The sequence below is a fragment of the Streptomyces sp. H27-D2 genome, from assembly GCF_035828615.1.
Taxonomy (GTDB): domain Bacteria; phylum Actinomycetota; class Actinomycetes; order Streptomycetales; family Streptomycetaceae; genus Streptomyces.
On sequence record NZ_JAYMZR010000034.1, the window covers coordinates 13,365 to 36,471 of the forward strand.

Below are 23,107 nucleotides of genomic sequence, written 5' to 3' on the forward strand. Positions count from 1 at the left end.
CCTTTTCAGCGCTCCGGGGAGGTTCTGCGGCGCTGGTCGTCAGGCCAGGGCCGAGCCGTACAGGTCATAGCTGCGCCGCCCGTGCAACCGTGCCAGCGCCTCGGCGAGGACCCGCTGTTCGCAGGCCACCGGGCGCTCCGGCAGCGGCAGCCCCAGTCGGCGGCAGAGCCGGTAGAGGGCGGCGGTGGGCCAGGCGGGGTCGGCGAGGAAGGCGTCGTCACCGGCTCGCTGCTCCCGCCATACGCCCAGGCAGGCGGCGCCCGCCAGCACCAGGGCGTACCGGTCGGCCTGCGCGAAGCTGTGCGGGCTGACCAGGGCCTTGCGGTCGCCGGGTTCCATCGAGGCGAACACCTTGCGCAGTTCGCCGAGTTCGGTGACCAGGCTCCGGGTGAGGTGGCGCAGCGCCTCCAGGTTCTCCTGCTGGGCTGCGTTCGGGTCGTTCGGGTCGTTCGGGTCGTGCCGGCCGTTCGGATCGTCAGGGGCGTGCGCGTCGTCGCGGTGGTCCGGGCCGGGCCCGGCCGCCGAGGTCTTCGCCGCAGTGGCCCCCGTGTCCGCTGCGGATGCCGTGCTCCCCGCGAATGCCGTGCTCCCCGCTTCCAGCTGCTCGCCGACGGCGACCAGCGTCGCGGCGAGCGGGTCGCTGTCGCCGAGCAGCGCGGGCCGGCCGAGGTCGAGCGGCGGCAGGCCCTCGTGCAGCCGGAACAGCTCGGCCGGGGCCTCCCGGTCGCTGAACCACGCGTGCCGGGCGAAGAACGGCAGCTGCGGCAGGATGCTGACCTGGCGGCCCGCGCTGCCGGCGTGCCCCAGCGAGGTGACCGGCAGGTCGCGCAGCTGCTTCTGGAACATCGCGTACGCGCCGTCCTCGGCGAAGGACTCCTCGCCGAGGACCGCCGACATCTCGTCCATCGACTCGGCGATGATCTTCGGTGCCAGATAGGCCGCCGCCGCCGCGTACGCGCTCATCTGCTGGGGCAGCAGGTGCAGGGCGCGGGTCGCGACCAGCGCCAGGCAGTCGCTCAGCAGCAGGTCGAGGAAGGACCCGGTGAGCACGTCCCGGACGTGCTGGACGTCCAGCGAGGAGCGCCCGTCGTCCCGGCGGCGGACCGCGAACCGGGCCACGGTGCGCAGCGCGGTGTCCGCCCCGGCGAGGACGATGGACGGGATGAGGCCGCGGATCACCAGCGAGGAGCGCAGCGAGAGTTCGTAGCCGTCGCCGAGTCCGCCGACCAGGGCGTCGCCCGGCACCGGGCAGTCGACGGCCTCCAGGCCGCCGAACTCGGCGCTGCGCATCCCGGTGGTGGCGTGCCGGGCGAGATCGCGGAGCCGCTCGGCGGGCAGTTCGGCGCGGTCCAGCAGCAGCACGGAGTGGCTGCGCCCGCCGCCCTCCTGGGCGGTCCTGGCGAAGACGACGAGCCCGGCGGCGCGCGAGGCGTTGGCGATGACCGCCTTGCTGCCGTTGAGCAGGAAGCCGTCGTCGGCCGGCGTGGCGGTGAACTCGTCGCGGACGAAGTCGTTGCCGTGCGCCACTTCGTGCCGGACGACGGCGATGCGCCGGCCGTCCAGCAGCAGCCGGGCCGCGGCGGCCCGCTGGGCGGGGCCGCCGGCCGTCCAGACCGGGGTGGCCGCGAAGAAGCAGTTGAGCCCGTAGCCGAAGCCGACCGAGGCGTCCCGGCGGAAGACCGGGCGCAGCACCCGGCCGAGCACGTCCATCCGGGCGAGCCTGCCGCCGAGTTCCTCCGGGACGAACTCGGCGTTGAACGCGTAGGTGTCGAGGACCCGCTCGGCCACCGCGAGCACGTCGCCGTCGGCGTCGGCGGCGAGCAGGGCCTCCTGGCCGAGCGCGTTGCCCGGGTCCTCCAGCGGGCCGAAGGCGCGTTCCAGTGCGTCGATGCGGTCCTCGGGCGCCATCAGTGAACTCCGGCCTTCATGAGTTGTCGTACTTCGGGGACGAGATCTTGGTGCAGCGGCTTGAGCTCACCGCGCAGGAAGAGGCCGCGCATCGCCGCGCGCTCCACCTTTCCGCTGGTGGTGCGCCGTACCGTGCCGGGCCGCACCAGCAGCACGCCGCCCGCCTGCACCTCGAACTCCTCGGCGAGCCGGTTGCCGACGGCGGCGGTGAGCGCGGGCAGGTCGACGTCGTAGCGGCTGCGGGCGCGCAGTTCCTGGACGACGACGATCCGGTCCCGCTCGCCGGGCACCGCGAAGGCGGTGCCCGCCCCGAACAGGGCGCTGACCTGCTGGACGGTGCGTTCCAGGTCCTGCGGGTAGAGGTTGCGGCCGGCCACCACGATCATGTCCTTGAGCCGGCCCGTGACATAGAGCAGGCCGTCCTCGACGGTGCCCAGGTCGCCGGTGCGCAGATAGCCGCGCTCGCCTTCCAGGGTGCAGCAGTCAAAGGCGTCGGCACTCTCGCGGGGCCGGTTCCAGTAGCCGCGGGCGACGCTGCCGCCGCGCACCCACACTTCGCCGATCCGGCCGTCGGGCAGCGTCTCGCAGCTCTCCGGGTCGACGATCCGCAGGTCGCCGCCGGCCACCGTGCCGCAGGAGACCACCTCGCGCTCGGGCCGGCCGGGGACCGGCTCGCGCAGCCGGTTGTGCTCCAGGGACGCGGCGTCCACGGTCCGGTGCACGGGCGGCGCGGGGTCGGCCGCGGCCGTCACCAGCAGGGTCGACTCGGCGAGCCCGTAACAGGGGGTGAGCGCCTCGGGGCGCAGCCCGGCGGGGGCGAAGCGTTCGGCGAAGGCCCGCATCGTCTCGGCGCGGACCGGCTCGCCGCCGCTCACCGCGGTCTCCCAGCCGGACAGGTCGAGCCCGGCCAGCTGCTGGTCGGTGATCCGGCGTACGCACAGGTCGTAGGCGAAGTCGGGGGCGCTGCTCACCGTGATGCCGTGCCGGGAGACGGCCTCCAGCCAGCGCACCGGCTTCTTCACGAACGCGGCCGGGGTCAGCAGGACGGCCGTGCCGCCGAGCCACAGCGGGTGCAGCAGCTGGCCGACGAGGCCCATGTCGTGGTGGAAGGGCAGCCAGCCGCCGAGCCGGGCGCCCGGCCGGGTGTGCAGGGCGCGGCTGATCGCCTCCTGGTTGGCCAGCACATTGCCGTGCGAGACGACGACTCCGCGCGGGTCGCGGGTCGAGCCCGAGGTGTACTGGAGGAAGGCGATGGAGTCGGGCCCCAGCTCGGGCGGGGTCCAGCCGGCCCCTTCGGGGACCGCGTCCGCGGGCAGGCAGGCGACCGCGCCGTATCCGGTGCGGGCCAGCAGCTGGGAGACCTCGGGGGCGTCGGCGGAGTCGGTGAGCGCGATGCGCACCGCGGCGTCCTTGACGATGCCCGCGACCCGTTCCTCGTGGTGGCGCCGGCCGCTCGCCGGGGGCACCGGGATCGCGATGGCGCCCGCGTACAGGCAGGCCAGGAAGCTGATGGCGAACAGCCGCCGGGAGGACTGCAGGATGAGCACCCGCTCGCCGGCGGCTCCGTGTTCCTGGAGCCAGCCCGCGAGGGCCTTGGCGCGGCGGTCCAGCTCCTCGTAGGAGACCGTGCGCACGGCCGTCTCGGCCCGGCCGCCGTCCTCGGTGAGCAGGACGAGTGCGTCCCGGCCGGGCGATCGGGCCGCCCTGTCCAGGATGAGTTCGGTGACGTTCCGGTATCCGCTCAACGCCTCCCCCTTGCGTGTCGTAGTGGCCGTCACCTCTGCGGTATCGGCCTCATATGGCGCATGTCCGGGAATGTACGAACGGTCCCTCGTGCCGGGCTCGACCATCCCCGGACTCCACGGCGGGCGCATCAGGGCCGGGTCCAGGTCACGGCGGAGCGGTAACCCGCTGGCTCGGTCCGCCAGTTGGCACGCTCTTCGGGTCCGGCCGCTTCCGCGTCCGGCTCCGCGTCCGACTCCTCCGCGAGCCGGCGCAGCCGCGCCAGCAGCACGGCGGTGACGGCGGCCAGTTCCAGCTCGTCCGGCTCGCCGCTTGTCACGGTCCATCGCATGTCTTCGCCCACAGGGGCAGCGTGCGCCTGCCGCCTCGAACGGCGCTCGCGCGGCGAACGCGAACGGGCCGAGAACCCCTGGGGTCCTCGGCCCGTTCCTGGTGGCGGCTCTATGGCGACGCTTTGATGACCGTCGGCGGTCGCCCGGTGGCCGGACGGCCGCCTCGATGGTGGCCGGGGCGGCCGTGGGCGGTGGGTGGCAGTCGTCGGCGGTGCGTATCAGTCGTCGGCGCCTCAGTCGTTGATGACGCGCTCGTAGGCGATGTGCCGGGTGCGCTCCACGTCGATCCGGGCGACCTGGGTGAGCTGGTCGCGGCGTTCGAGGAAGCCCTCGCTGGCCAGCGCCCGGTCGCAGGCCGCGGTGTCGGCCCACCACATCAGGCCGAGGTACATCTGCGGCCGGACGGTCGAGCGCAGCAGGTCGAGGCCGCCGAAACCGCCCAGCGAGCCGAAGTGCCGGGTCAGGTCGCGGATTCCGCTCTCGAACTCCTGGCGGCTGCCGAGCACGGTGCTGTGCAGCAGCACCACGTTCTCGCAGCCCTCCAGCGCGTTCTGCACGAGCACTCGCTGGACGCTGATCGTCTGGTCGGCCTCGGTGTCCACCATCGGTCCGAGGCGCTGCACATGCTTGAGGAAGGTCTCAGCGTGCACGACCTCGATGAAGCCCTCCAGGCTCCGCCAGTGCGCGAGGTGCGCGTAGACCTGGGGCTGGTCGACGAGTTGCACGGTCACCAGGTATTCGAAGTCCTTCTGCCGCCGCAGGAACTGCGAGTGCTCGCGGAACTCGCGTTCGAACTTCTGCGGGTCGCCCTTGACCGTGAACCGGTTGACGACGGTGACGGGTCTGCTGAGATCGCGACCGGGGTCACGGTCGGGCATGTGGTGCCTCCGTGAATTGTTTGGCATGACGCAGGGTGGTGGAGCTGTTCGTGCCCAGGGCGTGCCGGACCTTTGCGCGCGCCTCGGCGAGGGTGGTGTCCGGGCCGAGCGCGTTCAGGACGCCCTCGGGGTCGAGTGTGACGGTGTGCCATGAGGTGGCCCTTACCCCGTCGCCGTGGGTTTCGATCTCCCAGCGGCCGGTGTGTCCGCTCATGGCCACCGGCACCCGCAACTGCTTGTAGACGATGACGGCCCGGTCGGGGAAGCACACCCGCACCGAAGTGGTGTTGTGGGTGGAACCGTCCGGGCCGCTGGTGTCCATGTCCATCCGCTGGACGGTCGAGCCGTCCTCGGCCGGGGCCTCGGTGAGGTCCAGCCGCGCGACGTGCGGCAGCCGCTCGGGCCACAGGTCCGCGCGGTCGAGGAAGCCGAAGACGTCCTCGGCGGAGCCGGCTATGTCCACCGAGTCGCTGAAGGTGAAGTGGAGTTCGTCGCGCTCGGCGCCCTGCTCGGCCGCGTTCTTCAGCGCCGTCAGCTCGGCGTGGCTGTTGCGGTCGACGGCCCGCTCGATCAGGGCGAGGGCCTCGGGGTCGTCGCCGACCGCGCGGTAGTCGTGCAGCAGCACGACCCGGCTGCCGCCGTCCTCGACCGGCTCGATGCGCCACTCGCCGCCCATCGAGGCCACCGGGGCGGCGGACACCACCTGCCGGAAGACCACCGTGCGGGCGGCGCGGTCCAGGGTGCGGCGCGAAGTCCAGGACTTCACCTGGTCGTTGGCGGTGGCCCAGATCCGCAGCAGCTGCTCGCCGGCGCCGTCCCCGGGCACGTCCTCCAGCACTTCGACGTGGATGGTGGGGCCGAAGATCTGCGGCCACGCGGACACATCGGCGACGAGACCGTAGAGGGTCTCGGCCGAGGCGTCGACGGTGATGGAGTGCTCCGTGACATGAGTCCCGGCGACAGTGGACGTAGCGTTCGGCGCCACGGCGGACCTTCCCTTCGGGTGCCGCCGCTCGCACGGCGGATGAAATGCAGGCTGGCAGAAAGCGCTTGAGTCCGGCTCGACCGCCGGAGAAAGCCTGTTCCGGGCTTGCGACTGGGTTCGCGGCTGGATCAGGGAGCCCCGCGAGCCCAGCCGCAAGCCCGCGACAGGCCCTCGGGTCAGGCCCTCGGGTCAGGCCCAGTCGGGCCTCTCCAGGATCTCCACCACGGCACAGCCCCAGCTGTACCCGGCCCCCACCCCGATGAGCACGCAGCGGTCGCCCGGCGCGGCCCGGCCCGAGACCACCAGCTGATCGAGGCTCGCGAACTGGTCGCCGGCCCCGAGGTGTCCGACCGTGCGGCTCCACTCCCAGGTGGTCCTGGCGGGGTCGATGCCGAACGGCTGGTAGTAGATGGAGCGCAGCCGGCGCCGCCCGAAGTGCGGCAGCACCACCCAGTCCGCGTCGCCGAGTTCCATCTCCGCGTCGGCCAGCGCCTCTTTCAGCACGGCCTGTTGGCCCGCGTGCGCGCGGGTGATCGCGTACGAGATGCCGACCCGCGAGACGAATGACTTCTTGGCGGCCTCGAAGTCGACCGGGATGCGGTGGGTGAAGGGCGCCGGTCCGAACGGCTCGTCGCCCCGGTGCAGCGGCTCCAGCTCGGAGTCCGCGAGCAGCGCCAGCGAACGGAGCCTGGCGTAGCCGCCGCGCCGGGAGAGCACGAGCGCGGTGGCCCCGTCGGCGTACGGGGTGCCCGGGTCGGTGAGCCAGCGGTCGATGCCGGGCTCGCAGAACCGGTCGGCGGTGGTGATCAGCGCATCGCAGCGGCTCGGCGCGGCGGTGAGGTAGGACTGCGCGAGCTCCAGAGCCGCCATGCCCCCGTTGGACATCTGCCGGATCTCGATGGCCGGGCAGCTGTTGCCGACCGCCTCGCGCTGGATGAACGAAGCGACGGGCCACAGGTCCTGGCCCTGGTGGTAGGTGTCCGCGTGCAGGATGAGGTCGATGTCCTCGGGGGCGCTGTCGGCCCGCTCCAGCGCGAACCGGGCTGCCTGGGCGGCCATTTCGGCGGCGGACTCGTCGGGCGAGTACGCGACCGCGACCATGTCCGTGGCCGTGGCCAGCCGGGGCGGGCAGGCCCCGGCGGCGACAGCGTCGGAGACCAGTAACGACGAGGGAAGCCGGACTCCGGTCCCCCGTATGTAGATGTCTTCCACTCGCACAGCCACTCCAGTCTTATCGTCGGGGCGTCAGCCCGCCGCCGCTGCCGCGGGCACCGGTACGGCCACGCTGCGGTGGTCGGCCCCGCGCTCGGTCAGCAGCACGTAGAACACCGCGTCCAGCAGCGCCAGCCAGGAGGCTGCGACGGTGTTCTCGTCGACGCCGACCGTGCCCCAGCGGCGGTGCCCGTCGCTGAAGGTGATGAGCACCCGGGCGGCGGCGGCGCTGCCCGCGCTGCCGCTGAGCACCCGTACCTGGTAGTCGACCAGCTCCAGCGCGGCCAGTTCGGGGAAGTACGGGTCGAGCGCCTGGTGCAGCGCCCGGTCCAGGGCGTTGACCGGCCCGTTGCCGACGCCGGTCGCGCCGACCGGCGCCCCGTCGACCCGCAGCCGCACCGAACCCTCGGTACGGACCGCGCCGCCGGGGCCCCGCTCCACCCCCACCCGCCAGCTCTCGACGTCGAAGGGGCGGCTGAGCCGGCCGCCGGCCAGCTCCTCCAGCAGCAGCAGCGCGAAGGAGGCGTCGGCGGACTCGAAGCTGTAGCCGCGGCTCTCCAGCTCCTTGACCTTGGCGGCGGCCCGCGCCACCGGCTCCGAGCCGGCCGAGACCTGGTAGCCCAGCTCGCGCGCCTGGAGCTCGATGGAGGAGCGCCCGCCCATGTCGGAGACCAGGGTGCGCATCGCGTTGCCCACCCGGGCCGGGTCGATGTGCTGGTAGAGGTCGGGGTCCACGCGCAGCGCGGAGGCGTGCAGCCCGGCCTTGTGCGCGAAGGCGGACGCCCCGATGTACGGCGCGGCCGGGACGGCGTACGCCCCGGTCAGCTCGCTGACGGCCCGCCCGGTCGCGGCCACCTCCCGCAGCCGGCGCGCTGGGACCACCTCCAGGCCGCGCTTGAGCAGCAGGTTCGCGGCGACGGTGAACAGGTTGGCGTTGCCGCACCGCTCGCCGTAGCCGTGCGCGGTGGCCTGCGCGTGGCTGGCCCCGGCGTCCACCGCGGCCAGCGTGTTGGCGACGGCGCAGCCGGAGTCGTCGTGGCAGTGGATGCCGAGCCGCGCGCCGGTCGCGCCCAGGGTGTCCGCGACGACGGCGCCGACCTCGTCCGGCAGCGAGCCGCCGTTGGTGTCGCACAGCACGACGGTCTCCGCCCCGGCCTCGGCGGCGGTGCGGACCACTTCCAGCGCGTATTCGCGGTTGGCCCGGAAGCCGTCGAAGTAGTGCTCGGCGTCCACGAAGACCCGCCGCCCGGCGTGCACCAGGTGCCGTACGGTGCTGCCGATCATGGCGAGGTTCTCGGCCAGCGTGGTGCGCAGCGCGAGTTCCACATGCCGGGTGTGGCTCTTGGCCACCAGCGTCACCACCGGCGTCTCCGCCTCCAGCAGCGCCCGTACCTGCGGGTCGACGGCGACCAGCGCGCCCGGCCTGCGGGTCGCCCCGAAGGCCGCCAACTGCGCGTTGGCCAGATGCAGTTCGCTGCGCGCGCGGCGGAAGAACTCGGTGTCCTTGGGCACCGCACCGGGCCAGCCCCCCTCACTGAACCCCACACCGAACGCGTCCAGGTGCCGCGCGACGGCGAGCTTGTCCTCGACCGTCAGCACCAGGCCTTCCTGCTGCGTGCCGTCGCGCAGGGTCGTGTCATAGAGCTGAAAGCGCTGCTCGGCCATCGTCCCTCCCTCGCTCAGTCGTTCCGTTCGTTCCGGTCGTACGGGTCTGCGGCCACGGTCCGGCGATGGTCTGGAGGGTCGCTGGAGGGTGGGTCGGCCTGACTGCCGGCCGGGTCGGAAATACGCTGCGGGTCGCCGGACGGCTGAAAATTCAGCTCTCCCCCAGCCTTCGGCCGGGGGAGATTGAGGACACCCGTCCACCGGCCGCAACCGGTCAAACGTTGCGCTCACCGCACCGGCACCCGCACCGGCATACGACTAAACCGCGGAGCGGGCACCGCAGGCCCGCTCCCCCGCGCCCGGTGATGCGGATGCCCCGCCGCCTCCGCGAGGCTCAGCACGGGCGAGACGCACGCGTCGGTGGACGCGAACACCTCCGCCCACACATCCCGGTCGCGCCCAGCGAACCGCTCCGCGAATACCGCCCGCAGCGCCGGCCAATTCGCGGGCTCGCCGCGGTCCGGCAGCGCGGCCGGGTCGAGCCCGAGACCGTCCAACAGCGCGGCGTAGAACGCCTCTTCCAGCGCGCCGACCGCGACATGGCGGCCGTCCGCACAGACGTAACAGCGGTAGAACGGCGCGCCGCCGTCCAGCAGGTTCGCGCCGCGCCGGGGCTGCCAGTCGCCGGCGTCGGTCATCGCCGTGAGCATGCCGAGCATCGCGCCCGCGCCGTCCACGATCGCGGCGTCGACGACCTGGCCGAGGCCGGAGCGCTGCCGCTCGAAGAGCGCGGCCAGCACGCCGGAGACGAGGAGCATGCCGCCGCCGCCGAAGTCGCCGAGCAGGTTCAGCGGTGGCACCGGGGGGCCGTCCGCCGCCCCGATCGCGTCCAACGCCCCGGTGAGGGCGAGGTAGTTGATGTCGTGGCCCGGACTCTGCGCGAGCGGTCCCTCCTGGCCCCAGCCCGTCATCCGGGCGTAGACGAGGGCCGGGTTGCGCTCCCGGAACTCCTGCGGCCCGATGCCCAGCCGCTCCGCGACGCCCGGCCGGAAACCCTCGACCAGGACGTCGGATTCCGCTGCCAGGCGCAGCAGTTCGGCCGCGCCGGCCGGGTCCTTGAGGTCCAGCCGTACGGTCCGTCGGCCTCGGTCCAGCACCCGGTGCCAGCCCTCGAACGAGCGGCGGCCGTCGGCCCGGTCGACGCGCAGCACGTCCGCGCCGAGGTCGGCGAGCATCATGCAGGCGAAGGGCGCGGGGCCGATCGCGGCGAGTTCGAGCACTTTGAGTCCGTCGAGCGGACCCGTCACCCGCTCGCCCGTCATCGCCGGCTCACCCGTCCCGGCCGGGGTGCGGGCGGCGACGGTCGGCCCGCCGCTTCGGTGTGTTCCGCACATGCGCGCATCAGCGGTACCTTTCTCGACTTCTCGATGGACCGACGGCAGGCCAGCCCGGCCCGGCCTGGTCCAGGCCAGCCCGGCCCGGTCGGGCCCGGTCCAATCCGATCCGGCCCGGAGAGCCGACCTGACCGCGCCCGCCCCGCCCCACCCCACCCCGCCAGGGCAAGGCAGCGCGGGCCCCGCCAGTCAGCCCTCGTCCGCGTCGGCCGGAACATCCGGCCGCGCCGCCGTGCCGGGCACGGACACCCGCGGCTCCGGCAGTTCGCCCTCGGCCAGGTAGCGGTTGACGTACGCGTCGACATGCGGGTTGCCGACGAGCGCGTACACCTCGTGGTCGCCGGAGTCCTCCACCGTGATCAGGTGGTGGCCCAGCAGCTCCGCCATCGCGACGCCGCCCGCGTAGTGGTCCATCGGGTCGCCGTCGGCCTGTACGACGAGGCCGACCGGGTAGCCGTCGCGCGCCGGGCGGACCGGTTCCTCGGCGGCCTCGAAGGTGCGGAAGGCGCCCACCCACGGCTGGGCGCGCAGCACGCCGTACCCGTACGGGAAGCGCTTACGGAAGTCCCGCATGTCCTGGTAGTAGACCTCCGGGTCGGCCGGCCACGCGTGCTCCAGAGTGATGGCCTCCAGCACGCCGACGCGCAGGTCGCCCTCGTTGTCCGCGGGCCGCCAGGTGCCCTGTTCGGACAGCAGCTCACGGGCGCGCGCGGGGTCCTCGCGCAGCCCGGCCACGATGGCGCCGAGCTCCGCCCACTGGCCGCGATGGGCCGCGCGGTTGCCGACCGCGCCGTCGAACAGGGTCCGCAGCGCGGGGCTGTCGGACTGCTCCTCCAGCCGGGAAATGACGTCCTCGACCACGGCGAGCACCTGCGCGGCGCTGCCGCCGAGGCCGAAGTGGCCGTCGCGCCGGGCGGTCCAGCGGGCCCAGTGGTCGACGTTGCGCTGGACCGCGTCGCCCTGCCAGAGGAACTGCTCGCGCCAGGTCCAGTCCGGGTGCACGCAGGAGTCGAGCACGCTGCGGTCCAGCCGGGCGGGGAACAGGGTGCCGTAGACCACTCCGACGTACGCCCCGTAGGCGTAGCCCACGAAGCTGAGCTTCTCCTCGCCGAGGACGGCGCGGATCACATCCATGTCGCGGGCGGTGTTGGGGGTGCTGATGTGCCGCCGCAGCTCGCCGCCGGCCCGCTCGCAGGCGAGTTCCCGCTGCCGCATGTCCTCGGCCAGCGTCCCGAACGCGGAGTCCGGCGGCCGGGAGTCGAACGGGGCCTTGGGGATGGCGACTTCGGCGTGCAGCAGGGTGGATTCGCCGGTGCCGCGCGGGTCGAAGCCGATGAGGTCGTACGCCTGGTGCACGGAGGTGCCGGTGTACTTCGCGGGCAGCTCGCGGCCCAGGCCCCAGTCGCCGCCGGGGCCGCCGTTGACGGACAGCAGGATGCCGCGCCGCCTGCCGGGGTCGGCGGCCCGGCGGCGGCTGATCGCGATGGTGAGCCGTTCGCCGCCGGGGTCGCGGTAGTCCCTCGGGACCTCGATGCTCGCGTACTCGGACGGGGCGTCGCCGCCCGCGCCGTCCGCGGCGCCGGGCGTCCACCGCGGCTGCTGGGCGTAGAACTCGCGCAGCGCGGCGGACGGTGTCTCTACGGGCGCTGTCTTAACGGGAGCAGTCGTCACGGGCGCTGTCTCTGCGGCCGATGTCTCTGCGGGCACTGTCTCTGCGGGCACTGTCTCTGCGGGCCGGTTGGTTGCCACCGGAGACCTCCATTCTCGTCAGGGTGCAAGCGTCTCGTCGCCGCCTTGAGAGCGGCTGGACGCCTTCCGGACCGGCAGCCACAGGGCGGCGAGCATGCCCGCCACGGTGAACAGCGCCGCGCCGCTCAGCGCCAGGCCGTAGCCGGAGGCGAGCGCGTGCCGGGTGGCTTCGCCGCCCGGCTTCCCGTCGGCGAGTTCGCTGTCGATACGGGCGGCGGACAGGCCCGCGAGGGACACCAGGCCGACGGCGCTGCCCAGTTGGCGGGTGGTGTTGAGCAGGCCGGACGCCAGCCCGGCCTGCCGCGCGGGCAGTCCCGAGGTGGCCGCGTTGGTCGTCGCGTTGAGTACGGCGCCCATGCCGAAGCCCAGCAGCAGCGAGGGGCCGAGCAGGTCGGCGGTGAAAGTGGATGCCTCGTCGGCGCGGGAGAGCCAGAGCAGTCCGGCGCAGGACAGCGCGAGCCCGCCGAGCAGGATCGGCCGGGGGCCGGTGCGCGGGACCACCGAGGAGATGCCCCAGCCGCCGATCGCGATGCCCAGCGACACCGGCAGATAGCACAGGCCGGTCTCCAACGGGCTGTAGCCGAGGACCTGTTGGAGGATCAGCGTGAAGAAGTAGAAGGTGCTGTACAGGGCGGCGATGGCGAAGAAGACGACCAGGTTGGCGGCGCTGACCGAGCGGTTGCGGAAGATGCTCAGCGGCACCAGCGGCTGCTGGGCGAACTTCGCCTGGTACACCAGGAAGAACGCCAGCAGCGCCGGACCGGCCACCATCGCGGTGAGCACCCGCGCCGAGTCCCAGCCGTAGGTGTGCGACTCGGCGACCCCGTACACGGTGGCCATCAGCCCGAGGGTGACGGTGACCGCGCCCGGCAGGTCGAGCTTGCGGCTGCGGTCCCGGCCCTGGGTCTCGGGGACCACCCAGCACACTGCGGCGATCAGCACGATCCCGATGGGGACGTTGACCAGCAGAATCCAGCGCCAGGAGAACCACTCGGTGATCGCGCCGCCGACGAGTACGCCGATGGCCCCGGCGGCCCCGGACACCGCGCTCCACAGCCCGAACGCCCTCGCCCGCGCGGCGGGCCGGGTGAAGGAAGTGCCCAGCACGGTGAGCGTCGCGGGGGCCATGATCGCCGCGCCGAGCCCCTGGAAGGCGCGCGCCGACACCAGCGTGACCGGGTCGTTCGCGGCGCCCCCGACGGTGCTGGCGAGGGTGAACAGGACGGCGCCGGCCAGGAACACCCTGCGCTGCCCGAAGAGGTCGGCGAGCCGTCCGCCGAGCAGCAGGAAGCCGCACACGGTGATGGTGTAGGCGTTGTTGACCCACTGCAGATGGTGCCGGTCGAAGTGCAGATCGCCGGCGATGGCGGGCAGCGCCACGTTCACCACCGAGGCGTCGAGCACGATCATGAACTGGCCCAGGCAGCAGGCGGCCAGCACGAGACCGAGCCGGTTGCCGGACTGCGCGGGAGCGGAGGAGGTCCGCAGCGTCTGAACGGTCATGTCCGGGACGCTGCTCCGGCGGGGTCGACGGCCGCTGGTGGACCGGTCGAGCCGCCGCGGTGGTGGCCGCGCGGCCACCGCTGCCGCCCCGCGTCTTCGAGAGCCTCTCCAGCACGCCCCCAGACCGCGTTGGCACAGTTCCGATCCGTATCGCTGTACGGCCGGCCGACATTCCCCGAGGAGAGCGCCATGGCCAAGATCACCTACCGGCATCCGAACGGCACCGAGACCATCGTCGACGTGACGGCGCCCAACACCGTCATGCGCGGGGCGAAGATCAACAACATCGACGGCATCGAGGCCCAGTGCGGCGGCTCCGCCCAGTGCGGGACCTGCCACGTCTACATCGACGAGGCCAACACCCTGCCGCTGCCCGAGATGCACGAGTCCGAGGACGACGTGCTGTACGGCACGGCCTGCCCCCGGCGCGACTCCAGCCGGCTCAGCTGCCAGCTGCCGGTCACGGACGCGATCGACGGCCTGGTCGTGCACCTCCCGGAGGCCCAGAGCTGATGGCCGCCTCGGGAGTTGCCCGCACATCCACCGCGGGGCCCGGCCCGGGCGTCGTCGTCGTCGGCGCGGGACAGGGCGGCACCGACACCACCGCCGCCCTGCGCGCCCGCGGCTACAGCGGCCCGATCACCCTGGTCTCCGACGAGACGGCGATGCCCTACCAGCGGCCGCCGCTGTCGAAGGGCTACCTCTCGGGCGCGGTCTCCGGCGAGGACATCGAGCTGCGCTCGCACTCGTACTTCTCCGCCCTCGACATCGATCTGGTGCGCGGCGACCGCGCCGAGAAGATCGACCGGGACGCGCAGAGCGTCCTGCTCGCCTCCGGCCGCCGGCTCCCGTACGAGCACCTGGTGCTGACGACCGGCGCCCGGCCGCGCACCCTGCCGGTCCCCGGCGCGGAACTGTCGGGTGTACTGACCCTGCGCGGCCTCGACGACGCCGAGGAGCTGCGCGAGCGCTTCGCCCGCGGCCGGTCGCTGGCGCTCGTGGTGATCGGCGCGGGCTTCATCGGCCTGGAACTCGCCGCCACAGCGCGCAAGCTCGGCCACGAGGTCACCGTCGTCGAGGCGCTGCCGCGCGCCATCGCCCGCGCCGTCACCCCCGAGATGTCCGCCCGGCTCACCGCCGAGCACCGCCGGCAGGGCGCCCGCATCCTGCTGCGCCGCGAGGTGACCGCCCTGCACGGCGACGGCACCGGGCACGTACGGGTGGTGGAACTCGACGGCGGCGAGCGCCTCCCGGCCGACCTGGTCGTGATCGGCGTCGGCGTGCTGCCCAACGCCGACCTCGCCGTCGACGCCGGACTGCTCGTCGGCGACGGCGTCATCGTCGACCAGCACCTGCGCACCAGCGACCCCGCCATCCACGCGATCGGCGACTGCGCCCGCTTCCCCAGCCCGCGGGCCGGGCGGCACATCCGGCTGGAGTCGGTCCAGAACGCCTCGGGCCAGGCCCGCTGCGTAGCGGCGGCCGTCCTCGGCGAGGCCGAGCCGTACACGGACGTGCCCTGGTTCTGGTCCGAGCAGTACGCGATGAAGCTCCAGATCGCCGGCCTCACCGGCGACCACGACGAGACGGTCCTCACCGGCGACCCGGACGGCGGCCGCTTCTCGGTCTTCTGCTTCCGCGCGGGCCGGCTGATCGGCGTCGAATCGGTCAACCGCCCCGCCGACCATGGCATCGCCCGCCGCCTGCTCGCCTCCGGCACGGACCTCTCCCCCCACGACGTCGCCCGTCCCGGCTTCGACCTCAAGACCCACCCGAGGGAGTCCGCGCAGCGGACGAAGGAGCCGAACCCGGTCTGAACGGGGTGCGCTCCGCGCGGCCCGCAGAACAGCTTCCGGCCCGGACACCTCGTACGGTGTCCGGGCCGGAAGCTGTTCGCGAGCACGGTGACCGCAGTGGTTGACCGGATCCGCGCCCCCGGCGGACGGGTGTCCTCAATCTCCCCCAGGCTTCGTCCGGGAGGTGCCCCCAACGGGCTGAATTTTCAGCCCTCCCCCAGACTTCGGCCGGGAGGTGCCCCCAGGCGTTTGAGGACAGTCCCGCGACCAACGTGCGACACCGGGCATCAGAACCCAGCCGGCTCAGCGCCCCAGGTGACCGGCAAAGACGTAACCGTGTGGTTGATTTCCCCCGCATGCCAGGGCAACTCCCCCTCCGGCACAGCCAGCCGCAAGTCGGGAAAGCGCCGGACCAGCCCTTCGAGCGCGATCTCCATCTCCATCCGGCCGAGCTGCTTGCCGAGGCAGTAGTGGATGCCGTGGCCGAACGAGATGTGCGGATTCGGCGTGCGGGCCAGGTCCAGCCGGTCCGGGTCGGGGAAGACCGTCTCGTCCCGGTTGGCCGAGGCCAGCGAGATCAGCACCGCGTCGCCGGCCGCGATCTTCACGCCGGCGATCTCCATATCCTCGGCGGCGATCCGGGGGAAGCCCGAGGTGTCGGTGGCGAAGAGGTTGACGTGCCGCAGCAGTTCCTCGACGGCCGTCGGTATCCGCGACGGGTCCTCGGCCAGCAGCTGCCACTGGTCGCGGTGGTGCGCGACCAGTGCCAGCAGCGAGTTGGCCAGCTGGTTGGCGGTGGTGTCGAAACCGGCGCCGATGAGCGTGAAGCCGAAGGTGACCAACTCCGGCTCGCTGAGCCGGTCGTCGTCGTCGCGGGCCTGGATGAGCGCCGAGAGCATGTCGTCGGTGGGTTCGGCGCGCTTGTCGGCGATGAGGCCGACGATGTACTCGCTCAGCCGCGCGAGACCGTTGAGCGACTCCTCGCCGCCCGCCCGGTCGTCGACCGTGGCGAACGCGCGCGCCCAGACCTCGAACTTCCGCAGGTCCTCCGGCGGTACGCCGAGCAGCTCGCCGATGACCGTCAGCGGCAGCGGCAGCGCGAGCTGCGGCACCAGGTCGGACGGGGCGCCCTTCTCCTCCATCTCGTCCAGCAGCTCATCGACGACCTGCTGCACGCGGGGCCGCATCAGCTCGACCCGGCGGGAGGTGAACGCCCCGGCCACCAGCTTGCGCAGCCGGGCGTGTTCGGGCGCGTCCATGGAAATGATCATTTCCGGGGTGGTGTGCATCGTGCCGCCGACCCGGGGCGCGTCCGGCCCGCAGGCCTGCGCACGGCTGAGCCGGGGGTCGGCCATCGCGGCCCGGACGTCGGCGTAGCGCGAGATCAGCCAGGCGTCCACGCCGCCGGCGGTACGGACCCGTTTGACGGGCTCCTCGGCACGCAGGCCGCGGTACTGCGGCGCGGGGCCCCGGTAACTGGAGCCGGCGAAAGGATAAACGTCTGAGTCTTGGGGAGCGGGCAAGATGACACCTCCACAGTGGATACGGTCACGCGGCGTAAAAACAGATTCCGGCGCTGGAGACCCGGCGGCGCGGTGGCCGGGCAGCGCGGGCGCGGGGCGGCGAGCTGTCGCCTCTCGGGACAGCTCGCTCTCACGCCCCGGGGCACGCTTCGGGACAGCGCGCTCTCAGGCGGCCTCGGGGCCGAGCAGCACCGCCGAGTAGTTCTTCCGGGCGGCGGTGTCGTACTGGAGCGCGACATGGCTGGTCGCCGACGTGATGTCCCGCCAGAAGCGCTGCAAGGGCTGCCCCTCGCCGAGGCCGCTGGTGCCGGCCGCGCGCATCAGGAGTTCCACCGCTTCGCAGACCATCTCCGCCGCGAAGGTCGCGTTGCGCTCGTTGCGCGCCATGAGTTCGGGGGTGAAGGACCTGCCGTCGATCACCTCGGCGTTCTGCTCGACCAGATGCCGGGCCGAGTCGATCCGCCCCGAGGCGCGCACCAGCTTGGTCTCGTTGCCCGGCGTCCGCCGCCGGCCGGTGACGGTGGCCGCGCACGCGTTGAGCGCGCCGACGGCCGCGCCGACGACGGGGGCGATGAAGGTCAGCCCGCCCACGGCCTGGAAGGGCACATTGTGGGACGCGAGGCCGGACTCCGCGCTGCGGCCCGTCATCATGTCGGCGCGGTCGAAGGAGAGATGGCCGGGTACGAAGGCGTCCTCCACCACCACGGTGTGGCTCGCGGTGGCCCGCATGCCGATGCTGTCCCAGGTCTCGCGCACCGTGTACGAACCGGAGGGCAGCGCGAAGAAGCGCATCCGCGGCGGGCCGTCGCCGCCGGGCAGCACCGCGCAGAGCAGCGCCCAGTCGGCGAAGTCGATGCCGCTGACGTAGCTCCACTGCCCGCTGAGCCGCCAGCCGCCGTCCGCCTCGGCGAACCGGCCGACCGGCATCAGCGCGGTCGCGATGATCACGTCGGGGCCGGCGCCCCAGATCGCGCGGTGTCCCTCTTCGGGCAGGTGCGAGGTGAAGCGGGCCGAGTACGCGCTGAGCGAGGCGCACCACGCGGTGGCGGGGCAGCCCTCGCCGACCGTCATGACGGCGCGGCTCAGCTCGGCGAACGAACCCTCCGTGCCGCCCCATCGGGACCCGACGAAGTGCCGGGCGAAACCGGCCTCGCGGACCGCCTCGACGACGTCGGGGGTGAGCTTGCGGGTCGTGTCGGCCTCGGCCGCGTGCTGGGCCGCGAGGATACGTACCTTCTCCGCGGCTGCCGTCAGTTCCGTGTCGAGCCCTGTGTCGGCAGGCATCCTCGTGACCTCCTGTGCTGGCGGGCGTCTCTGCTCTGATGGGCCAGCCTGCCGATGAGGGCTCGAAGGCGGCTGGGCCGCCGCTGGATCGCGCGGGCGGGCCTGCCGGCGGGGGTTGAGCGGCCCCGGCGGCCGCCCGGTCTTCCGGTCTTCCGGCGGTCCGGCCGTCCGTGACAGCCCGAGGCCCGGACCGCACTCTCGCGGTCCGGGCCTCGGGCTGGGGCTGAGCTGAGTCAGAGCTGAGCTGAGCTGAGGCTCGACGGTGCCGTGTGGCCCGCAGGCCCGCAGGCCCGCAGGCCCAGAGATCCCCGCCCGGCTCAACTCAACTCAAGCCAAGTCAAATCGCCTTCGCGAAGCGCTCCAGCGTCTCCCCCGGGCTCGCCCCCTCCAGCGCCTTGAAGATGCCGAACGCCCCCTCGCCGTGCTTGTGCAGCTTCACATGCGCCAACTCCACCCTCGTGGTGTTCTCGTCGACGGCCGTGAAGTCCACCTCGATTTCGCTGGCCCGCTCGTCATCGGGGATCGACTGCCAGTGGCCGTCGATCCGCCAGGTCATGACGAGCCGCTTGCCCGGCTCCCACTCCAGGACCCGGCCCCACGCGATCTCGGTCCCCTCCACGTCCCACTCGTAGTAGCGCCCGCCCACGCCCGGCTCGAACGCCAGCCCCGCCCGCTCCTTCTTGACGAGGATGTGGGACGCCGGCCACCAGTCGCCGGGCCGTTGGGTGAAGACCTCGAAGCAATGCTCGGGCGTGGCCGCCACGGTCACCGACTTCCGTACATCCGGGATCGACTGCTCGGGCATGGGCCCTCCTCGCTGCTGCTGCGCACATCGGACGGCACCACCCTCGCGGGCCGCGCTCAACCTGGTGTCGAGCGCGGCTCGAACGCCCGCGCTCCGGTCCGGTTCGAGCCGGAACCGAGAATCGCGCAAGGTACGGGGGTCACGGTCGTCGCTACCCAAAGCCCTTGCCCAAAGCCCTTGCGGGAACCGACGAAACGGGAGAGCGCGATGACAGACGCGGTACGAAAGGACTCGGCACAAGGGGACGCAGTACGAAGGGTCGCTTTCGTCACCGGCGCCACCAGCGGGATCGGCCTCGCCGTGACCGAGCTGCTGGCCCGGCAGGGTGTCGCCGTATTCGGGGTGGCACGCAACGAGGAGAACGTAGGGACCCTGGTCAAGCGGCTCCGCGAAGAAGGCCTGGAGGCGAGCGGAACGGCCTGCGACGTCTCTTCGACCGACCAGGTGCGCGAAGCGGTCGCCGCGGCGGTGCGAGAGTACGGCCGCGTCGACATCCTGGTCAACAATGCCGGCCGGGGCGGCGGCGGGGAGACCGCGAAGCTGGAGGAGGCCCTCTGGCTCGATGTGATCGAGACCAATCTCAACAGCGTCTTCCGCGTCACCAAGGAGGTGCTGAGCTCCGGCGGAATGCTGGAGAACGCCTGGGGACGGGTCATCAACATCGCCTCGACCGGCGGCAAGCAGGGCGTCGTCTTCGCCGCCCCCTACTCGGCCTCGAAGCACGGCGTCATCGGCTTCACCAAGGCCGTCGGCAATGAGCTGGGCAAGACCGGCGTGACGGTCAACGCGGTCTGCCCCGGTTACGTCGAGACCCCCATGGCGCAGCGGGTCCGCGAGGGCTACGCGGCTCACTGGGGCATCACCGAGGCCGCCGTACTGGAGAAGTTCGAGGCGAAGATCCCGCTGGGCCGCTACTCGACCCCCGAGGAAGTCGCCGGCCTGGTCGGCTACCTCGCCTCCGACACCGCCGCGTCGATCACCGCTCAGGCGCTCAACGTCTGTGGCGGGCTCGGCAATTACTGATCGGCCACGAGAGATGCGGCCACGAGAGACGGAGCCGGGACCATGACGAACACAGGCACCACCCTGCTGGCCGAGCCCGAGCCCGGCATCGCCTCCTTCCGGGCGGCGATGGGCGTCTTCCCCACCGGGGTCACGCTGCTGACCCAGGGGACCGGGGACGAGTTGATCGTGATGACGCTCAACAGCCTGACGTCGGTCTCGCTCGACCCCTTGCTGTTGCTCGTCTCGGTGAAGAAGGACGGGAGGATGCGCCCCCGGGTGGCCCGCTCCGGCAGCTTCGCGGTGAACGTACTGGCCGAGGCGGACCGTGAGCTGTCCAAGGAGTTCGCCCGGCCCGACCGGGCCGAGGGCGTACGGGCGATGCGGCTCATGGGCGCGGTCGAAGGGGTCTCCGGCAATGCCCTGCTCCCCTCCGCGACGGCCGCCTTCGAGTGCCGGCTGCACGCCGAGCACGAGGCGGGCGACCACGTGCTGCTGATCGGCCGGGTGGTCGCGCTGCACTCCGCCGCCCCGGACGACCGCCCGCTGCTCTTCCACCGAGGCCGGTACGCGGCGCTCAGCTGAGCCGCCCCCCGGCTGCCCCGGCCGCCCCCGAACCGTACGGAGACCGCATGACCACGCCCATGACCGCTACGGCGGCGCCGCCCCCGGCGCCCCCGTCGGACGCTCCATCGCCGCCCTCTTCATCGCTGCCCGCCGCCCCGTCGCTCGACCGGGTCGCCGACGGCGTGTACGCGTTCGTCCAGCCGCACGGCGGCTGGTGCCTCAACAACGCCGGCCTGGTGGCCGGTGCGGGCGGGGCCGTGCTCATCGACACGGCCGCGACCGAGAGCCGTACCCGCAGGCTGCGCGAAGAGGTCGAACGGATCGTCCCCGGCGGCCCGGACCTGGTCGTCAACACCCACTTCCACGGCGACCACACCTTCGGCAACGGCCAGTTCGCGCCGCGGGCGACCATCGTCGCGCACGAGGGCACCCGCGCGGACACCGCCGAGGCGGGGCTGAGCATGCGCGGACTGTGGCCGGCCGTGGAGTGGGGCGAGACCCCGCTGACCCTGCCCACCCTCACATTCCGCGACGAACTCACGCTCCACGCGGGCGAGTTGGCCGTCGAACTGCTGCACATCGGCCCCGCGCACACCGCCAACGACGTGGTGGCCTGGGTACCGGACCGAGGTGTGCTGTTCACCGGTGACGTGGTCTGGTCGGGCGTCACCCCGTTCGTCCTGATGGGCTCCATCGAGGGCTCACTGCGGGCGCTGGACCGGCTGCGGGCGCTCGGCCCGCGCATCGTCGTCCCCGGGCACGGCCCGGTGGGCGGACCCGAACTGCTGGCCGGGACCGAGGCGTATCTGCGCCTGATCCGCCGGCTGGCGGAAGAGGGCGAGCGGGACGGGCTCTCCCCACTGGAGGCGGCCCGCCGGGCCGACCTCGGGGAGTTCGCCGGCTGGCTCGACCCCGAACGCCTGGTGGGCAACCTGCACCGGGCCTACGCGGAGCTGCGCGGCCTGCCGCACGGCTCGCGGATCGACGTACTCGGACCGTTCCAGGAGATGGCCGAGTACCACGGAGGTCTGCCGGACTGCCATGCCTGATCCGGCAGGGAGGAGATGGTGATGAGCACCCCTGTCAAAGAGCGCGTACGGGAGCACAACCCCGTCGAGGACGCCGAGGACATCGTGACCTTCGCTGAGTTCCCGGGATTCGGGGCCCAGACGGCTCTCGCGACGGTCGCGGCGACCGCAGACGAGGGGACGGCGCCGAGGCTCCGGCTCCCCTGGGAGGACGAGGACCTCGCCGAGCAGCACATCTGGCGAGGCATCGACTGACACCGCCCTGTGCGGTGGAGGCCCCGGCGCCAGGAGCCTCCACCGCACAGAGCGGTGTCCGCCGCGCGACAGGCTCGCGCACCCCGCCCCGTACGGAATTCGAGCCGCACCCGAGCACGGCCCCGCACTGTGACCGAAAGCCCGCGCGCCACCACGACCACATGCCGGCTCGACCACACCCGGTCCTCCCGGACCGCCGACCATTCTTGGGGAACTCACCATGCCGGACCAGCCGTTCGCGGACCAGACCGTCGTCGTCACGGGAGGCGGCACGGGCATCGGCCGCGCCGCCGCCCTGGCCTTCGCAGCACTCGGCGCCAGCTCAGTGATCATTACGGGCCGCCGCAAGGAGCGCCTGGCGGAGGTCGCGGAGCTGAGCCCGGCCGTCGTGCCGGTGACCGCCGACGTGACCACCGAAGCGGGCGCCGAGGCCGTCGCCGAGGCGGTCCGCGAGCGCGGCGGCTCGCTGGACGTCCTGGTGCACAACGCCGGCGTCTTCCGGTTCAGCCCGCTGGCCGCCCTGGACACCGACGCGGTACGGGAGGTCCTGGACACCAATGTGCTGGGCCCGCTGCTGCTCACCAAGCACCTGCTGCCGCGGTTCCGCTCCCCCGGCGGCTCCATCGTGCTGGTGTCCAGCCGCGGCGGCCACAATCCGGGCCCCGGCAGCTCCGTGTACTCGGCGAGCAAGGCGGCCGTGCACAGCTTCACCAAGAGCTGGGCGGCCGAGCTGTCCGGCCGCGGCATCCGCGTCAACGCCGTGGCCCCCGGCTTCGTCCGCACCGAGGCGTACGCCGCGAACGGCCTCGCGCCGGAGCAGGTCGAGGGCCTCTTCGCCGGAGTCTCGGCGTCCGTACCGCTGGGCCGGGTCGCCGACGTCGAGGACATCACCCCGTGGATCACCCGCCTGGCCGACCCGTCCGCCGCGCTGGTCACCGGCCAGATCATCACCATCGACGGCGGCATGGACGTGGGCGGCGCGGAGGGCTGAGCGGTGCCGCGCGGACGCGCGGAGGAGAGCGGTGGATACGGGAGCGGTCGCGCGGGCGTGCGGCGCGGTGGCCGGCACAGCGGGCGGAACGGCCCTCCGTGCACCCGTCGGAACCTGGACCTTGCAGATCCGGATCGGTGCGAGAACCGACGCGAGCACGGCGCACTTCACCCCGAACGGCGCCGTGCTGCTGCTCTCCGGAACGGGAGGCGCGGGCACCTGGACCGACGACGGCCACCGGAAGTTCTCCTTCCGGATATCGGAGCCGATGATCGACACCGACGGGACCTACACCGGCCGGATCGAGATCAGCCAGGACGCCGTCCGGCACGGGAGCGCGTTCACCGGCACCGGAGAATCCCACGTGTATGACGCGAACGACGACCTCATGCGCAGCGTGGCGGTCGACTTGCGCGCGGAACGGGTTCCGGCGAGGCCGGAGACGGGCGCGGGCCCCGTACCGGGCAGTTGACGCCCGTGGCCCGACCCGTGACGCCTTTGGCCCGCCCCGCCCGTTCACCCGTCCGTTCACCCGTCCGGGCTTGCC

Annotated in this window: 21 protein-coding genes; 8 read left to right on the plus strand and 13 right to left on the minus strand. The window is 72.8% G+C overall.

All coding sequences use genetic code 11. The annotated features are described in order from the left end of the window. Positions 1 to 39: 39 nt before the first annotated feature. The 10 genes from QMK28_RS15395 to QMK28_RS15440 form a co-directional block, all read right to left on the minus strand. Positions 40 to 1,908 carry an acyl-CoA dehydrogenase family protein gene (locus QMK28_RS15395; RefSeq protein WP_326438152.1) on the minus strand — a complete coding sequence of 623 codons (1,869 nt, stop codon included), beginning with the start codon at positions 1,906 to 1,908 and terminating at the stop codon, positions 40 to 42. Next, entirely contained in the window at positions 1,908 to 3,653 is a 1,746-nt protein-coding gene (locus QMK28_RS15400; protein WP_326438154.1) for a fatty acyl-AMP ligase, read from the minus strand. The genes QMK28_RS15395 and QMK28_RS15400 overlap by 1 nt, the downstream gene beginning before the upstream one ends. A gap of 128 nt (positions 3,654 to 3,781) precedes the next feature. Beyond that, complete coding sequence (locus QMK28_RS15405; RefSeq protein ID WP_326438156.1) at positions 3,782 to 3,994, minus strand: acyl-CoA carboxylase epsilon subunit; 213 nt, start codon at positions 3,992 to 3,994, stop codon at positions 3,782 to 3,784. Between the two features lie 222 nt (positions 3,995 to 4,216). Then, positions 4,217 to 4,861, minus strand: a complete 645-nt coding sequence (locus QMK28_RS15410; RefSeq protein WP_326438157.1) for an antibiotic biosynthesis monooxygenase family protein — start codon at positions 4,859 to 4,861, stop codon at positions 4,217 to 4,219. After that, positions 4,848 to 5,846 carry an aromatase/cyclase gene (locus QMK28_RS15415; RefSeq protein ID WP_326438159.1) on the minus strand — a complete coding sequence of 333 codons (999 nt, stop codon included), beginning with the start codon at positions 5,844 to 5,846 and terminating at the stop codon, positions 4,848 to 4,850. The genes QMK28_RS15410 and QMK28_RS15415 overlap by 14 nt, the downstream gene beginning before the upstream one ends. Positions 5,847 to 6,035: 189 nt before the next feature. Beyond that, positions 6,036 to 7,064 (minus strand): ketoacyl-ACP synthase III family protein, encoded by a 1,029-nt coding sequence (locus QMK28_RS15420; protein ID WP_326438161.1) that lies wholly within the window; start codon positions 7,062 to 7,064, stop codon positions 6,036 to 6,038. Positions 7,065 to 7,091: 27 nt separating this feature from the next. Beyond that, a complete protein-coding gene (gene cimA / locus QMK28_RS15425) occupies positions 7,092 to 8,723 on the minus strand; it encodes a citramalate synthase (protein ID WP_326438164.1) in 1,632 nt (543 codons plus the stop codon). A 227-nt stretch (positions 8,724 to 8,950) separates the two neighbouring features. Further along, complete coding sequence (locus QMK28_RS15430; protein WP_326438166.1) at positions 8,951 to 10,057, minus strand: CaiB/BaiF CoA transferase family protein; 1,107 nt, start codon at positions 10,055 to 10,057, stop codon at positions 8,951 to 8,953. Between the two features lie 189 nt (positions 10,058 to 10,246). Continuing rightward, positions 10,247 to 11,728 (minus strand): alpha/beta fold hydrolase, encoded by a 1,482-nt coding sequence (locus QMK28_RS15435; RefSeq protein WP_326438168.1) that lies wholly within the window; start codon positions 11,726 to 11,728, stop codon positions 10,247 to 10,249. Positions 11,729 to 11,824: 96 nt separating this feature from the next. Next, positions 11,825 to 13,309, minus strand: a complete 1,485-nt coding sequence (locus QMK28_RS15440; protein WP_326438170.1) for an MFS transporter — start codon at positions 13,307 to 13,309, stop codon at positions 11,825 to 11,827. A gap of 189 nt (positions 13,310 to 13,498) precedes the next feature. Between QMK28_RS15440 and QMK28_RS15445 the strand changes: the two genes are divergently transcribed. After that, on the plus strand, positions 13,499 to 13,822 hold the full coding sequence (locus QMK28_RS15445; RefSeq protein ID WP_326438172.1) for a 2Fe-2S iron-sulfur cluster-binding protein: 324 nt from the start codon (positions 13,499 to 13,501) through the stop codon (positions 13,820 to 13,822). Beyond that, entirely contained in the window at positions 13,822 to 15,126 is a 1,305-nt protein-coding gene (locus QMK28_RS15450; protein WP_326438174.1) for an NAD(P)/FAD-dependent oxidoreductase, read from the plus strand. The genes QMK28_RS15445 and QMK28_RS15450 overlap by 1 nt, the downstream gene beginning before the upstream one ends. A gap of 266 nt (positions 15,127 to 15,392) precedes the next feature. On the opposite strand, the gene QMK28_RS15455 is transcribed toward QMK28_RS15450, so the two are convergent. From QMK28_RS15455 to QMK28_RS15465, 3 genes are all read right to left on the minus strand, one after another. Further along, positions 15,393 to 16,505: a cytochrome P450 gene (locus QMK28_RS15455; protein WP_326438176.1), complete on the minus strand. Its 1,113-nt coding sequence runs from the start codon at positions 16,503 to 16,505 to the stop codon at positions 15,393 to 15,395. Between the two features lie 288 nt (positions 16,506 to 16,793). Further along, entirely contained in the window at positions 16,794 to 17,912 is a 1,119-nt protein-coding gene (locus QMK28_RS15460; RefSeq protein WP_326438178.1) for an acyl-CoA dehydrogenase family protein, read from the minus strand. 337 nt (positions 17,913 to 18,249) lie between these two features. Beyond that, the gene (locus QMK28_RS15465) at positions 18,250 to 18,717 is read right to left on the minus strand and encodes an SRPBCC family protein (RefSeq protein ID WP_326438180.1); all 468 of its coding nucleotides are present in this window, start codon (positions 18,715 to 18,717) and stop codon (positions 18,250 to 18,252) included. A gap of 207 nt (positions 18,718 to 18,924) precedes the next feature. On the opposite strand from QMK28_RS15465, the gene QMK28_RS15470 reads away from it, so the two are divergent. From QMK28_RS15470 to QMK28_RS15495, 6 genes are all read left to right on the plus strand, one after another. Beyond that, positions 18,925 to 19,740 (plus strand): SDR family NAD(P)-dependent oxidoreductase, encoded by an 816-nt coding sequence (locus tag QMK28_RS15470; RefSeq protein ID WP_326438182.1) that lies wholly within the window; start codon positions 18,925 to 18,927, stop codon positions 19,738 to 19,740. 42 nt (positions 19,741 to 19,782) lie between these two features. After that, on the plus strand, positions 19,783 to 20,304 hold the full coding sequence (locus QMK28_RS15475; RefSeq protein WP_326438184.1) for a flavin reductase family protein: 522 nt from the start codon (positions 19,783 to 19,785) through the stop codon (positions 20,302 to 20,304). Between the two features lie 47 nt (positions 20,305 to 20,351). Continuing rightward, on the plus strand, positions 20,352 to 21,335 hold the full coding sequence (locus QMK28_RS15480; RefSeq protein WP_326438187.1) for an MBL fold metallo-hydrolase: 984 nt from the start codon (positions 20,352 to 20,354) through the stop codon (positions 21,333 to 21,335). A gap of 21 nt (positions 21,336 to 21,356) precedes the next feature. Beyond that, a complete protein-coding gene (locus QMK28_RS15485; protein ID WP_326438189.1) occupies positions 21,357 to 21,569 on the plus strand; it encodes a hypothetical protein in 213 nt (70 codons plus the stop codon). Positions 21,570 to 21,789: 220 nt separating this feature from the next. After that, positions 21,790 to 22,560, plus strand: a complete 771-nt coding sequence (locus QMK28_RS15490) for an SDR family NAD(P)-dependent oxidoreductase (protein WP_326438191.1) — start codon at positions 21,790 to 21,792, stop codon at positions 22,558 to 22,560. A gap of 31 nt (positions 22,561 to 22,591) precedes the next feature. Continuing rightward, entirely contained in the window at positions 22,592 to 23,032 is a 441-nt protein-coding gene (locus QMK28_RS15495; protein ID WP_326438193.1) for a hypothetical protein, read from the plus strand. The last annotated feature ends 75 nt before the right edge of the window (positions 23,033 to 23,107 follow it).